At 68.5% G+C, this 13,887-nt stretch carries 16 protein-coding genes; 6 read left to right on the top strand and 10 right to left on the bottom strand.

The features are described 5' to 3' along the window. Positions 1-29: 29 nt before the first annotated feature. On the top strand, positions 30-971 hold the full coding sequence (locus tag RQG77_RS18170) for a DMT family transporter (RefSeq protein WP_311245989.1): 942 nt from the start codon (positions 30-32) through the stop codon (positions 969-971). Here the strand turns inward: RQG77_RS18170 and RQG77_RS18175 are convergent. The 8 genes from RQG77_RS18175 to RQG77_RS18210 form a co-directional block, all read right to left on the bottom strand. Continuing rightward, positions 962-1,876: an aldo/keto reductase gene (locus RQG77_RS18175; RefSeq protein WP_311245990.1), complete on the bottom strand. Its 915-nt coding sequence runs from the start codon at positions 1,874-1,876 to the stop codon at positions 962-964. The two genes, RQG77_RS18170 and RQG77_RS18175, sit on opposite strands and share 10 nt — an antisense overlap. Positions 1,877-1,947: 71 nt before the next feature. Beyond that, a complete protein-coding gene (locus RQG77_RS18180) occupies positions 1,948-3,303 on the bottom strand; it encodes a dihydrolipoamide acetyltransferase family protein (protein ID WP_311245991.1) in 1,356 nt (451 codons plus the stop codon). Positions 3,304-3,329: 26 nt separating this feature from the next. Further along, positions 3,330-4,295 (bottom strand): alpha-ketoacid dehydrogenase subunit beta, encoded by a 966-nt coding sequence (locus tag RQG77_RS18185; protein ID WP_311246002.1) that lies wholly within the window; start codon positions 4,293-4,295, stop codon positions 3,330-3,332. A gap of 11 nt (positions 4,296-4,306) precedes the next feature. Then, positions 4,307-5,434, bottom strand: a complete 1,128-nt coding sequence (gene pdhA / locus RQG77_RS18190; protein ID WP_311245992.1) for a pyruvate dehydrogenase (acetyl-transferring) E1 component subunit alpha — start codon at positions 5,432-5,434, stop codon at positions 4,307-4,309. Between the two features lie 83 nt (positions 5,435-5,517). Beyond that, positions 5,518-6,354 (bottom strand): hypothetical protein, encoded by an 837-nt coding sequence (locus tag RQG77_RS18195; protein ID WP_311245993.1) that lies wholly within the window; start codon positions 6,352-6,354, stop codon positions 5,518-5,520. Then, a complete protein-coding gene (locus tag RQG77_RS18200; RefSeq protein ID WP_311245994.1) occupies positions 6,351-7,055 on the bottom strand; it encodes an ABC transporter ATP-binding protein in 705 nt (234 codons plus the stop codon). Before RQG77_RS18200 ends, RQG77_RS18195 begins: the two co-directional genes overlap by 4 nt. Further along, positions 7,052-7,465, bottom strand: a complete 414-nt coding sequence (locus RQG77_RS18205) for a GntR family transcriptional regulator (protein WP_311245995.1) — start codon at positions 7,463-7,465, stop codon at positions 7,052-7,054. Before RQG77_RS18205 ends, RQG77_RS18200 begins: the two co-directional genes overlap by 4 nt. A gap of 159 nt (positions 7,466-7,624) precedes the next feature. After that, positions 7,625-8,692, bottom strand: a complete 1,068-nt coding sequence (locus RQG77_RS18210; RefSeq protein ID WP_311245996.1) for a histidinol-phosphate transaminase — start codon at positions 8,690-8,692, stop codon at positions 7,625-7,627. Between the two features lie 64 nt (positions 8,693-8,756). On the opposite strand from RQG77_RS18210, the gene RQG77_RS18215 reads away from it, so the two are divergent. From RQG77_RS18215 to RQG77_RS18225, 3 genes are read left to right on the top strand one after another with little or no spacing between them, the layout of a single operon-like run. Further along, positions 8,757-8,963 carry a ribbon-helix-helix protein, CopG family gene (locus RQG77_RS18215; protein WP_056511895.1) on the top strand — a complete coding sequence of 69 codons (207 nt, stop codon included), beginning with the start codon at positions 8,757-8,759 and terminating at the stop codon, positions 8,961-8,963. 3 nt (positions 8,964-8,966) lie between these two features. Then, a complete protein-coding gene (locus tag RQG77_RS18220) occupies positions 8,967-9,329 on the top strand; it encodes a type II toxin-antitoxin system death-on-curing family toxin (RefSeq protein ID WP_311245997.1) in 363 nt (120 codons plus the stop codon). A 56-nt stretch (positions 9,330-9,385) separates the two neighbouring features. Beyond that, a complete protein-coding gene (locus RQG77_RS18225; RefSeq protein WP_056311187.1) occupies positions 9,386-9,790 on the top strand; it encodes a phage holin family protein in 405 nt (134 codons plus the stop codon). Positions 9,791-9,829: 39 nt separating this feature from the next. Here RQG77_RS18225 and RQG77_RS18230 read toward each other — a convergent pair whose 3' ends face one another. Next, positions 9,830-11,107 (bottom strand): hypothetical protein, encoded by a 1,278-nt coding sequence (locus RQG77_RS18230; protein WP_311245998.1) that lies wholly within the window; start codon positions 11,105-11,107, stop codon positions 9,830-9,832. Continuing rightward, the gene (locus RQG77_RS18235) at positions 11,104-11,367 is read right to left on the bottom strand and encodes a hypothetical protein (protein ID WP_311245999.1); all 264 of its coding nucleotides are present in this window, start codon (positions 11,365-11,367) and stop codon (positions 11,104-11,106) included. Before RQG77_RS18235 ends, RQG77_RS18230 begins: the two co-directional genes overlap by 4 nt. A gap of 168 nt (positions 11,368-11,535) precedes the next feature. Here RQG77_RS18235 and RQG77_RS18240 point away from each other — a divergent pair, with 168 nt between their 5' ends. Together RQG77_RS18240 and purB are read left to right on the top strand one after the other, a co-directional pair. Next, positions 11,536-12,075: a low molecular weight protein-tyrosine-phosphatase gene (locus RQG77_RS18240; RefSeq protein ID WP_268776031.1), complete on the top strand. Its 540-nt coding sequence runs from the start codon at positions 11,536-11,538 to the stop codon at positions 12,073-12,075. Further along, positions 12,072-13,454, top strand: coding sequence for an adenylosuccinate lyase (purB, locus tag RQG77_RS18245; RefSeq protein WP_311246003.1), 1,383 nt, complete (start codon positions 12,072-12,074; stop codon positions 13,452-13,454). The genes RQG77_RS18240 and purB overlap by 4 nt, the downstream gene beginning before the upstream one ends. Positions 13,455-13,887 lie beyond the last annotated feature (433 nt).

Here is a 13,887-nt window from a genome sequence, read left to right on the forward strand (position 1 = left end):
TTCATTATCGGATTCGGCACAGTGAGGACATGGCTCGTCGTCCCCCTCGCGATCTGCTCGTCGACGTTCTGCTCGTCGCCGTGGCGGCGGTGTGGGGCGCGAGCTTCGTTGCCGCCAAGAGCCTGGCTCTCGAGACCGGCGTCGCTTCCGCCGTCGCACTGCGGTTCCTCGTCGCGGCGGTCGCTCTCGGGGTGATCTGCGCGGTGCGCAAGGAACGGATGCCGCGTGGCCGTGGGCTCGCCGTGGCCGTCCTCCTCGGCTTCTCTCAGGCCGCCATCATCGGACTCGAGACCTGGGGCGTCCATCTCACGTCGGCGACCAATGCCGGCCTGCTGATCAGCCTCGCGCTCATCCTCACCCCCGTGCTCGAGAGTCTCGCCGCGCGATCGTGGCTTCCGCGCTCATACTTCGTCGCCGCGGTCGCGGCCGTGGTGGGGGTCGCGCTTCTCGTGTCGGACGGCGGACTGCGGATGCCGACCGCAGGCGACGCCCTCGTGATCGCAGCGGCGGTCGTGCGCGCGCTGCACGTGACGGCGAGCGCCAGGCTCACCCGCGACCGCCGGGACAGCACGCTCACCGTCGTCCTGGTGCAGCTCGTCGTCTGCGCCGCGACGGCCTCACTGGTCGCAGGGGCGGAGCTGCCCGCGGCCGTCGCGCGACTCGACGGATCGGGGTGGGCGAACGTCCTGTTCCTCGGCCTGATGTGCTCGGTGTTCGCGTTCGTCGTTCAGCTCTGGGCGGTGCGGCGCACCTCTGCGACGCGCGCCAGCATCCTCATGGGCACCGAGCCGGTCTGGGCGCTCCTGGTCGGACTCCTGCTCGCCGGGGAAAGCGTCGGCGCCGTCGGTCTGCTCGGCGCCGCGCTCATCGTCGCAGCGTCGTACGCGGGGCAGGCGATCGAACGCCGTCACCGGCACCGCGCGCTCGAGCCGCCGGTCGCGGTGCTGAACAGCGACAGCGTTCAGGCGTAGTCGCTGTCGTCCACCGGGGAAGGCGCCGGCCCCAGGAGCTCGATAGCGTCCCACAGCCCCTCCGGGACGTCCGTCTGCTCCAGCTCGTCGAGCTGCTCACGACGATGCGGGGTCGACACCCCGACCACGGTGGAGTCGACCAGCGGGGACCGTAGCGAGTAGTGCAGCGCTGCGGCAGCCATCGACGTTCCATGCTCCGCACACAACCGCTGCAACCGCTCAGTCCACTCCAGCAGCTCCTCGCCGGCGGGCCGATAGGCGTACTGCGCACCGGAATGCGGCCCCTTGACGAGCAGTCCCGAACCGAACGGCGCGGCGTTGAACACGGCCATGCCGCGCGCCCTGGCGTCGGCGAAGACAGGCTCAGCCGAGTGGTCCACCAGCGTGAATCGGTTGTGGATCAGCACGGCGTCGAACACACCCGTCTCGACGTACTTCGCCATCAGCGGGACGGGAGCGGCTGCCACACCGATCGCGTCCACCGCGCCGGCGCTCCGGAGTTCGATGAGCCCCTGCACTGCGCCTCCGATCGAGATCGTGTCCTCGAACGACACCGAGTACGGGTCGTGCAGGTGCAGCAGCGGAAGCCTGTCGACCCCGAGCCGCGCGGTCGTCTCCTCGAACGAGCGGAGAACGCGGTCGCGATCGAAGACCCCGGTCTCCGGGTCCTGATCCACCTTCGAGATGACTCGTGAACCGTCCAGCCCCAGTTCGCGCAGCGCGATGCCGAGGACGGCCTCAGAGCGACCGGCGGAGTAGTTGTTCGAGGTGTCCACGAACCCGTGTCGGCTCGTGAGCAGGTCGATGGCGACCTCGACAGCTGCTCTCTCCTCGGCGGACCCCGGCTCCGAGTGCCGGCCGAGGCCGGAGGTTCCGAGGGTGATGGCGGTCGGTTCGATCTTCATCCGCTGGAGTCCGTTCTACTGGGGGCCGGTCGTCGCGGTTCTGCTGCCACTGTATCCCCGCGCTTTCCGACTCACTCCACGAGCAGCGCAGGCTCCTCGAGAACGGATGCCACGTCGGCGATGAAGCGGCTCATGCCGTCGCCGTCGATCACGCGGTGGTCGAACGAACCTGCGACCGTGGTGACCCAGCGGGGGCGCACTTCGCCGTCGACGACCCACGGCTTCTGGCTGATCGTGCCCATGGCCACGATGCCCGCTTCGCCGGGGTTGATGATCGGCGTGCCGGCATCCATCCCGAACACACCGATGTTGGTGATCGTGATCGTGCCGCCCTGCTGGTCGGCGGGGCTCGTCTTGCCCTCGCGGGCGGTAAGCGTCAGTCGGTTGAGGGCGCGGGCGAGGTCCTTCATGCTGAGGTCCTGTGCGTCCTTGATGTTCGGCACGAGCAGGCCGCGAGGCGTCGCCGCGGCGATGCCGAGGTTCACGTAGTGGCGCACCGAGATCTCGGCGCCGCCCTCGGTCTCGATCCACGCGGCGTTCACCATCGGCGTGCGACGGGCGGCCCAGATCACGGCGCGAGCCATGATCAGCAGCGGTGAGACACGGATGTCGGCGTAGTCGGGTGATGCCTTGAGCCGCTTGACGAGCTCCATCGTGCGGCTCGCATCGATCTCCTTCCACACGGTGACGTGCGGGGCGGAGTAGGCGCTCTGCACCATCGCCGACGACGTGGCCTTGCGCACACCCTTGACCGGGATCGACTCCGTGCGGTCGTCGGACACCGGGGCGGATGCCGGCGCAGCCGACACTCCACGGGCGAGGCCAGCCGGCGTGCTCTGCGGCGCGGGAACCGTCTCTTCGCGCACGGCTCCCCACTCCGGCGTCTCGATGTTGCGGAAGACGCTCGCCTGCGATGCGTGGGTCACGACGTCGTCGCGGGTGACCTCGCCGTCTGCGCCGGTGGGCGTGACGGTGGTGAGGTCGACACCCAGGTCGCGGGCGAGCTTGCGGATCGGGGGCTTGGCGATCACGCCGACCGACGAGCGCACCGGGCGCTCTGCCGGACGCTTGCGACGCGATGTGGCCCCTCCGCCGGTGCCGTAGCCGACCAGCACCGAGCCGCCGCCCTCCTCGGGCGAGGGCGCCTCGGCGGTCGCGATCTTGCCGGGACCTGCGTCGTCGCGAGCATCCGTCACGAACGTGATGATCGGGGATCCGACCTCCACAGTCGCACCCTCGGCGGCGAGCAGCTCGCCGACGACGCCGGCGTGCGGCGAGGGCAGCTCGACGAGCGACTTGGCCGTCTCGATCTCGCAGATGACGTCGTTGATGGCGACGGTGTCACCGGGCGCGACCTTCCACGCCACGATCTCGGCCTCGGTCAGTCCCTCCCCCACGTCGGGGAGGTTGAAGTTCTGCGTGCTCATGTGCGGTCCTTTCGGAACGGCGAGGGTCAGTAGGCCAGCGAACGGTCGACGGCCTCGAGGATGCGGTCCGCGTCCGGGAGGTAGGTGCCCTCGAGCTTCGCGGGCGGGAACGGGGTGTCATAGCCCGAGACGCGCAGCACGGGGGCTTCGAGCGCGTAGAAGGCGCGCTCCATGACGGTCGCCGCCACCTCGCTGCCGATGCTCGTGAAGCCCTGCGCCTCCTGCGCATAGACCATGCGTCCGGTCTTTCGCACCGAGTTCAGGATGGGCTCGTAGTCGATGGGCGACAGCGAGCGCACGTCGACGACCTCGCAACTGGTGCCCTCGGACTCGGCGAGCGCCGCGGCCTGCAGCAGTGTCGTGACCATGGCGCCGTGCCCGACGAGGGTGACGTCGGAGCCCGTGCGCACGACGCGCGACGAGTGCAGCGGAGCGGCCGACCCGTCGAGCTCGACCTCGCCCTTCTGCCAGTAGCGGCTCTTCGGCTCCATGAAGATCACGGGGTCGTTCGACGCGATGGCCTCCTGGATCATCCAGTAGGCGTCGTTGGGCGTCGACGGCGAGACCACGCGCAGACCCGGGGTGTGCGCGAAGTACGCCTCCGGGCTCTCCTGGTGGTGCTCGACGGCGCCGATATGGCCGCCGTACGGGATGCGGATCACGATCGGCAGACTGAGCTTGCCCTCGTGCCGGTTGGTGAGCTTGGCGAGCTGCGTCGTGATCTGGTCGAACGCGGGGAAGACGAACCCGTCGAACTGGATCTCGATCACGGGGCGGAACCCCGCCATCGCGAGTCCGATCGCCGTGCCGACGATGCCCGACTCGGCGAGAGGCGTGTCGAGCACGCGCTTGTCGCCGAAGTCGCGCTGCAGGTGCTCGGTGACGCGGAACACACCGCCGAGCTTGCCGATGTCCTCGCCCATGAGCAGGACCTTCGAGTCGTCCTCCATCGCCCGGCGCAGGCCCGCGTTGAGTGCCTTGCTGAGCGGCATCGTCTCGAGAGTCACTTGCCGTCCCCTTCGAACGATGCTTCGTACTGCCTGTGCCAGGCCTTCTGCTCCGCGATCAGAGGATGCGGCTCGCTGTAGACGTGGTCGAAGATCTTGTCTGCGGTCGGCGGTCCGAGCTCGACGCTCCGGGCGCGCAGGTCTTCGGCGGCGTCGGCTGCCTCGGCATCCACGTCGGCGAAGAACTGGCCAGCCGCTCCCCTGTTCTCGAGGAACGCGCGCATGCGGTCGATCGGGTCGCGCTGCGCCCACGACTGCTCTTCGTCGGACCCGCGGTACTTCGTGGGGTCGTCGCTGGTGGTGTGCGCCCCGAGCCGGTAGGTCACGGCCTCGATGGCACGCGGGCCCTTGCCGCTGCGGGCGTCGTCGAGGGCCACTCGCGAGACGGCGTAGCTGGCGAGCACGTCGTTGCCGTCGACCCGGACGCTGGGGATGCCGTACCCGGCGCTGCGCTCGACGAGCGGCACGCGCGACTGCGTCGACACCGGCACCGAGATCGCCCAGTGGTTGTTCTGCAGGAAGAAGACGGTCGGCGACTGGTAGCTGGCGGCGAAGACCATCGCCTCGTGCACGTCGCCCTGGCTCGATGCGCCGTCGCCGTAGTAGACGATGACGGCTTCGTCGGTGTCGAGGTCGCCCGTTCCCGAGCGGCCGTCGAAGTTCAGCCCCATGGCGTAGCCGGTGGCATGCAGCACCTGCGAGCCGAGCACGAGCGTGTAGAGGCGGGTGTTGCCGTTCTTGGGGTCCGTCGGATCCCAGCCACCGTGCGAGACACCGCGCATGAGCTTGATGATGTCGACGGGATCGACCCCGCGGATGCGCGTCACGGCGTGCTCGCGGTACGACGGGAAGATCGTGTCCTGCGCACGGGCGGCACGGGCGGATCCGACCTGAGCTGCCTCCTGCCCACGGCTCGGCGGCCACAGGGCGAGCTGCCCCTGACGCTGCAGGTTGGTCGCCTGGGTGTCGATCGCGCGGATGCCCACCATGTCGCGGTAGAACTGCTCGAGCTCGGCGTCGCTGATCGCGTCGATCAGCGACAGGTACTGCTCAGCAGCCGCGCTCGGGGTATAGCGGCCGTCCTGATCGAGGACGCGGACGAGTTCAATCTCTGACGAGGTCACGGTGCCACGCTACCGCCGCGGGCATGCCCGGTCACGCATACCTAGGACGTCCTCATAACTGCCGGGAACACGGAGAAACGTGCTCAGCGCAACGAGGTATGACGCTCGACGGCGCGCACTCCCCACCAGGCCATCAGGGCGATCAGCGCCGCGCTCGTGAACACGAAGCCGAGGCCGAGCACCTGCGACTGCCCGCCACCCGCGGCCGCCGGGGCATCGCCCCCGATGGCGGCGATGAACTCCGCCATCATCCCGCGCGGGACGATCGTCCCCGCATCCGGACCGACCATGATGATGCCGACCGGTATGACCATGATCGCCGCGAAGGTCACGACCTGCATGACGAGGTAGACGATCACGGCACCGAGAAGCGGTGCCCCGAAACTCAGGTGGTTGTATCTCCCCTGCGCGCCGATCGACATGATTCCCGCCCCCACGACGACGAGGTAGACGATCTGCAGCAGCAGCGCGGCCGCGGCGAACCACGCCACCCATGGCTCGACCATGCCGAGTCCGGTGCGCAGGAAGTCGAACGGCTCGAGCCCCTGCGAGAGCGCGAAGGCGACCGCGGCCCCCACGAGCCCTGCAGCGCTGAGGGCCGCGCCGACGAGCGCCACCACCAGGCCGTAGAGCACCTTGGCGAGAAACAACACGCGCCCCCGCACAGGGACGGTCATGGTGAAGTAGCCCTCACGCCCGTACATGGTGCGCCAGTAGTACTCCACCAGCAGTCCGAGAAGAATCACGCTCAGCGCCGCCGCGGCGACGATGCCGACCACGAGACCGATGCCGCCGATCACCGGGACCCGCAGCACGGTCAGCGTCAGCGAGATCACGACGACGAGCAGGGCGATGCCGACGACCGCGAAGATGCTCTTGCGCGTCGCACGGAAGTCCTGGGCGATGAGTGTGCCGATCATGGCGTGTAGACCTTTCTGAACAGAGCGTCGAGACTGCTGCCGTGCTCGGCGCGGAGCTCGTCGGCTCCTCCCTGCAGCAGCACAGCCCCGGCACGGAGGAAAAGCACGGAGTCGACGATCTGCTCGACGTCCTGGATCAGGTGCGTCGAGATGAGCAGGAGCGCATCGTCGTCGAAGTTCGAGAGGATGCCGCGCAGGATGACGTCGCGCGATGCCGGGTCGACACCGGAGATCGGCTCGTCGAGCAGGTACACCCGCGCCCGACGGGACATCGCGAGCGAGATCTGCAGTTTCTCCCGCATGCCCTTCGACATCTCCTTGAGTGTGCGGTCCCACGGGAGCGCGAAGAAGTCGACCATCCGCCGCGCCTTCGCGTCGTCGAAGTCGGCGAAGAAGCGCGAGTAGAGGTCGATGGAGTCAGCGGGCCGATGCGCGTCCGGCAGGAACGAGGCATCGGGCAGGAAGGAGACCAGCGCCTTGGACTCCGGTCCCGGCTCGTGGCCGGCGATACGCACGTCGCCCTCCCACTCGGCGAGCACGCCGGCGAGGATCTTCAGAAGGGTCGTCTTGCCCGAGCCGTTGTCGCCCATCAGCCCGACGATCTGTCCCGGCGCGAGGCGCAGGTCGAGCCCATCGAGGGCGGTGCGTCCGCGGTAGGACTTGGTGAGGCCGGTGACCTCGATCGCGAGCGAGGTGTTCATGGCGCTTCCCTTTCGGTCTTCTCGTGCGACGCGCTGTCACGCGACGCGTCGTCGTGCATCACCCAGCGCTGGGCGAGCAGATCAGCGGCTTCGGCGAGGGTCATGCCGATGCCGCGCGCTTCGGCGGCGAAGCGGTCGGCGGTCGCCTCGGCGAGCGCGGCTCGCCCTCCGGCGACGGCGCCCTCATCGCTCGTGACGAAGCGGCCGGCCGTGCGCTCGGTGGCGGTGAGCCCGAGTCGGTCGATCTCACCGAGCGCCTTCTGCACGGTGTTGGGGTTGACGCCCAGATCGAGGGCGAGCTCGCGCACCGACGGCACCTTGGCCCCCGGCGCCCATTCGCCGGTGACGATGCGCCGACGGAACTCGTCGACGAGCTGCGCCCAGATGGGGCGGGAGTCATCGATCTGCATACGTGTCATTGTATTACGACAGTGATACAGATGTCCAGCCGCGCGTCATCGCCGCGCAGTCGGAGGTCGACTGCGCTCCCCGACGACGATCGGGGTCGGGAGGGGCACGGAGCCGGCCGCGTGCGCCGCCGGCTCCGGAACCGAACGCGGTGCGCGCGATCAGAGCTGTGTCGCGGCGACCTCGAGAACGCGATCGACGGATGCTTCTTCGCCGACCGAGATGCGGATGCCGTCGCCGGGGAAGGGACGCACGATCAGGTCGGCAGCGACGAAGGCCGCGGCGATCTCGACAGTGCGCTCACCGGTGGGGAGCCAGACGAAGTTGGCCTGCGAGTCGGGCACGTCCCAACCCTGCCTCCGGAGTCCCTCGAGCAGGCGCGTGCGGCGCTCGACGATCACCGCGACCCGCTCGAGCAGCTCGCTCTCGGCGTCGAGGCTCGCGATGGCGGCGTTCTCGGCGGCAGAGGTGACGGAGAGCGGGATGCCGGTGGTGCGAGCGGCATCGAGGACCTTCTCGTGGCCGATCGCGTAGCCGATGCGCAGACCTGCGAGTCCGTAGGCCTTCGAGAAGGTGCGCAGCACGACGACGTTCGGATGCCGTTCGAACACGCGCTCCGCGAGGCCGTCGACCGCACCGGGGGCGGTGACGAACTCGGCGTAGGCCTCGTCGAGGATGATCAGGACGTCGGTGGGGACGCGCTCGACGAATGTCGCGAACTCGTCGCTCGTGATGATCGGACCCGTGGGGTTGTTCGGCGTGCACAGGATGATCGCGCGGGTGCGGTCGGTGACGGCATCCGCCATCGCGTCGAGGTCGTGGCGGCCGTCGGCCGTGACCGGGACCTGCACACCGGTGCCGCCGGCGACGAGCGGCAGACTCGGGTAGGCCTCGAACGAGCGCCAGGCGTAGACGACCTCGTCGCCGACCGACACTGTGGCGAGGATCAGCTGCTGGAGGATCGACACGCTGCCCGCGGCGACGTGCACCTGGTCGGGCTCGACGGCGTAGCGCGCGCCGAGCCGCTCGCGGAGCCTCCCGGCGGTCGCGTCCGGGTAGCGGTTGATCGGCGTCGTGTGCTGCAGGGCGGCCGCGACCGAAGGCAGCGGCTCGAAGGGGTTCTCGTTGCTCGAGAGCTTGAAGGCGTCGGGTCCCGCCTGCTTGCCCTGGCGGTACGGCGCGAGGGCGGCGATGGCGGGACGGATGCGCGGCAGGATCGGGTCGGTCACAAGGATGAGTCTAGATTCCACAGCCCCTCTCGCACCGATCGCGGGGCGGTAGTACCATTTTGGTATGGCAATGACAGTGCGGCTCCCTGAAGAACTCGACGCGCAGCTCGACGAGATCGCGCGCTCACGGCACACCTCGAAGCACGCGATCCTGATCGAAGCGGCGACCAGATTCGCGAACACCGAGACGAAGACGGAGCGCGTCCTCTCGATCGCTGACGAGGTTGCCGAACGATATGCGGACACTCTCACGCGGCTCGAAGACGCCTGATCCGTGACCGAGTACGTCGAGCCGGAGCAGGCGCTCGCCCTGATCACGAAACTCGGCCTTCGCGTGCGCGACGAAGGGCTGCTGTTCTCCGCACTCGCTCGCCCCGCGGCCAGCATGTTCGGAGCAGATGCTTATCCGTCTTTCGAGGCCAAGGCCGCGGCGCTCATCAGCTCGGTCGCTCAGAATCACTCTCTCTTCGATGGGAACAAGCGACTCTCGCTGTACGTGACCTTCATCTTCATCCGCCTCAACGGATACGAGTTGACCTTCAGCAACGACGAGGCGTTCGACTTCGTGCTCGACGTCGCGCAGAGTCGGATCGATCTCGACGAGATCGCCGCCGTGATCAGAGCACACATTCGATAGCGAGCGAGCGATGTCGGACTGACTTCCCGCGGAGCGCATGGGAGACTGGGCTGACTATGCGCTTCATCATCCGAGTCGTCGTCAACGCGTTCGCCCTCTGGGTCGTGACGCTGATCCCCGCCCTGCAGGTGCAGATCCAGGCGTTCGCGCCGGGTGAGACGCTGCAGCTGGTGCTGACCCTGCTCGCGGTCGCCGCGATCTTCGCGCTCGTGAACACGATCATCGGCACCGTCGTCAAGATCGTCGCGTTCCCGCTGTACATCATCACGCTGGGCCTCATCGGGTTCGTGATCAACGGCTTCCTGCTGTGGCTCACCGCCTGGATCACGAGCGGCTTCGGCTGGGGCCTCACCGTCGGCAGCTTCTGGTGGGGCGTTCTCGCGGCATTGATCATCTCGCTGATCAACGGCGTCTTCGGCTTCATCCTGCGCCCGCAGAGCAAGAAGCAGCGGCGCGACTGACGCACACCCGCTCGCGGGCGGTCCGGGGCTCGCGGGCGATCACCCGACCCGCTCTGCGTGGTACTCCGTGCGCTCGATCACCTCGGCCGAGTCGAGTTCCCGCCAGAACTCGTCCGCCGCGTCGATCCGGGGATCGCTCGAGGCGTCAGCCTCTTGCGCTGTCTCGATGTACGTGTCGAGGTGGTGAGCGTCGACAAGCCAGTCCTCGAGGGTGTCGCCTGGGTTGCCCTGGGTCGAGATGACGATGCTGTCGGCCGATCCCGTGCCCTCGGGCGAACCGCCACCCGCGAGCGCCGGGACGGGGTCATCGGTGTGTCTGAGCTGGATGATCGTCTGGTCATCGTCGAGGGTGGGCTCGACCGGGCTCCCGGCAGTGATCTGCATCTGCACGTCGTACCCGCTCTCCATCGCGAGGTGCGCGGTGATCATTCCCGATTGCGAGTGCGCGACGACGTCGACCTCGTCACCGGGCTGTGCTCCCGCAGCCTCCAGGGCATCGAGCGTGGCCTGGTACGACGCCGCATCCTGCTCCGTATAGAGCTCGACGTTGGACTTGAGGTCCCACGGCTCCTTGCCTCCCCACCCGACGCTCTGGGTCCCCTTCAGATAGGCGACGTACTTCGTGCTGCCGTCGGCGAAGGAGTACTTCTCGACGGCGATCTGCGCCCCCGAGGTGACAGGCATACGGTCCAGCGCCCCCGCGATGCCCGTCGGCGCGCCGGTGGGCGTCGAGGTCTTCACCGGGGCGACCGAGACACGATCGGCCGTGCCCTTCAGCGTCTCGCCGGGGACCACCTTGCCGAAGCCCGAGGTAAGCCCCACCAACGCCGCAGTGCCGAAGACGTCGTCGTAGATGGAGGGCGTCACGATGTTGCCGACCAGTCCTTCGAAGCTAACCGCGCGCCACTCGATGATGAGCTTCTCGGCAAGGCCCGCGATGCGATCGTCCGATGCCGCCAGCCGATCGGCACGTCGGATCAGTCGCTGCGCCGTGCTCGGATCGGTGTGCGACAGCATCTCGGCCTCGGCGCGCAGTTCGACGTACTCGTAGGTGTCGGCCATGAGCAGCGTGGATGTGGCAGTCTTCTGACACTCCGAATGAAGGCGGGCCACGCGCTGCCCCGACGACCACAGCTCGACCGTGTCGACCTGCGCGCTGAAGCCCGGGGTGTCGAGGATGACCCGGTAGGCGCGCATGAGTGCGGAGCGCGCATCGTCGTAACGCGACGCGACGCCCTCGATACGTCGAGCGACGTCTCGCAGCGCGTCGGGGTCGACCGCGATGGCCCCGCCGTGATCGATCGTCAGCCCGGTCATGAGATCTCGGCCCGTTCGACCTCGGATTCGCGGCTGCGCGTCTCGGAGGCCTCGGCACGGGTGCTCACCCGCAGATGGTCGAGCGACTCCTGCATCGCGCGCACGCCGTCTGAGTGCCAATCGGTGTCGGAGGCCAGGACGGCGAGTGCTGCACGGACATCGTCGAGCGCATCGACGGCGGTGCCGAGAGCGGCCACGGCCTGGGCTTTCGCCCACGCGGCGTCGGCGGAGCCGGTGGGTGCGAGTGCAAAGGAGTACATGCGCTCAGCATCCGCGATCCGCGTCATGTGCGGAGGCCGACGATCGCCGTGATCGCGGGGATCGTGAGCAGGTCGCCGGGATCAGCATCCGTGCAGAACGAGACCGTCGCAGCCGTCGCGCACGACGCGGGCGTCGCGCGATCGGTCGGCGACCGGCAGAATAGGACGGTGACATCCCCGGATCCCTTCCGCGTGATCTTCGTGTGCACGGGGAACATCTGCCGCTCTCCGATGGCCGAGGTGGTGTTCCGCGAACTCGCGGAGAGGCAGGGTCTGGGTTCGCGCATCGTGTCGCGCAGCGCCGGCACAGGCGACTGGCATGTCGGTGAACGCGCGGACCATCGCACGCTCGACTCCCTCAGCCGCCGCGGCTACGACGGGTCGCTCCACCGCGCGAAGCAGTTCACCTTCGCCTCGTTCTCGGACAACGACCTGGTGGTCGCGCTCGACCGCACTCACGAGCGCATCCTCCGCGAATGGGCACACAACGAAGACGAAGAGGGCAAGGTCACCCTGCTGCTCGCGTTCGACCCGGAAGCGCCCAGCCAGGACGTGCCGGACCCCTACTACGCCGGCCCCGAGATGTTCGATTCGGTGCTCGGTATGATTGAGACGGCGACTCGCGGGCTGTTCCGCCAGCTCGAGCCGGCTCTTCGCCAGCCCCGCACGCCCCGCACGCCCGGGGCCCGATCAGGAGGACTCCCCTGACTTTCCAGCCTTCGCTCCCGCCGCAGCCCCTGAGCCCCCTCGACGGTCGCTACCGCGGCGCCGTCACCGGCCTCGCCGACTTCCTCTCGGAGGCGGGCCTGAACCGCGCCCGCGTCGAGGTCGAGGTCGAATGGCTGATCGCGCTCACCGACCGCTCGCTCTTCGAGACGAGCCCTCTGTCGGATGCCGACAAGGAGCGCCTGCGCGCCCTGTACCGCGACTTCGGTCAGGCCGAGATCGACTGGCTCGCCGAGAAGGAAGCCGTCACCCAACACGACGTCAAGGCCATCGAGTACCTGGTTCGCGACCGCCTATCGACCCTCGGCCTCGACTCCATCGCCGAGCTCACCCACTTCGCCTGCACGAGTGAGGACATCAACTCCGCCTCGTACGCGCTCACCGTGAAGCGTGCGGTCGAAGAGGTCTGGCTTCCTGCCCTCGACGTCGTGATCGCGAAGCTCCGGGAGCTTGCGGCCGAGCACGCCGACGCCGCGATGCTCTCCCGCACCCACGGACAGCCGGCCACCCCGTCGACCATGGGCAAGGAGATCGCCGTCTTCGCGTGGCGTCTCGAGCGCGTGCGCGCCCAGATCGCGGCATCCGACTACCTCGCCAAGTTCTCGGGCGCGACCGGCACCTGGTCCGCGCACCTGTCGGCCGACCCCGACGCCGACTGGCCCACGATCTCTCGCGAGTACATCGAGGGCCTGGGCCTGGGCTTCAACCTGCTGACCACGCAGATCGAGTCGCACGACTGGCAGGTCGAGCTGTACGACCGCGTTCGTCACGCCGGCGGCATCCTGCACAACCTCGCCACCGACATCTGGACCTACATCTCGCTCGGCTACTTCGCGCAGATCCCCGTCGCGGGCGCGACCGGTTCGTCGACCATGCCGCACAAGATCAACCCGATCCGCTTCGAGAACGCCGAGGCGAACCTCGAGATCTCGGGTGCGCTGCTGGCATCCCTCGGCCAGACGCTCGTCACGAGCCGCCTGCAGCGCGACCTCACCGACTCGACGACGCAGCGCAACATCGGCGTCGCTTTCGGGCACTCGCTGCTCGCGATCGACAACCTGCGACGTGGACTGAACGCGATCTCGCTGTCGCGCGACGTGCTGCTCGCCGACCTCGACGTGAACTGGGAGGTCCTCGCCGAGGCGATCCAGACCGTCATCCGCGCCGAGGTCGTCGCCGGTCGCTCGTCGATCACCGACCCCTACGCTCTGCTCAAGGAGCTGACCCGCGGACACCGCGTGGGCGCGGCCGACCTCGCGGCCTTCGTCGAGGGGCTCGAGATCGGGGATGCGGCGAAGCAGCGCCTGCTGGCCCTGACCCCCGCGTCGTACACGGGCATCGCCGAACAGCTCGCGAAGTAGTCCCCGCGCTCGGTGCGGGTGCGGGTGCGGGTGCGGGTGCGGGTGCGGGTGCGGCCAGCGTCCGCGCTCTCCGTGCGGGGTTGATAACGCATCGCGCGCTCTCTATGCGGGGTCGATAAGGCCTCGCGGGCTCCCTGTGCGGGGTCGATAGGGCCTCGCGGGCTCCCTGTGCGGTCAAAAACGCATCGCGCTCTCTATGCGGGGTCGATAAGGCCTCGCAAACACCGGAATCGGATGCGGAAGTGACCCCGCACCCGAATCCGATGCGGAAGTGACCCCGCACGGTTTGGGCGGACGTGAGCGCGTCGCATTCCGGCCCGATCGAGAACGCACCCAACCGCTCCATGCGGGGCCAGAAGCGCATGGCGCGCTCCATGCGGGGCCAATAGCGCATCGCAACCAGCCGAATCCGATGCGGAAGTGACCCCGCACC

It is taken from the genome of Microbacterium sp. WCS2018Hpa-23, assembly GCF_031843845.1.
Taxonomy (GTDB): domain Bacteria; phylum Actinomycetota; class Actinomycetes; order Actinomycetales; family Microbacteriaceae; genus Microbacterium.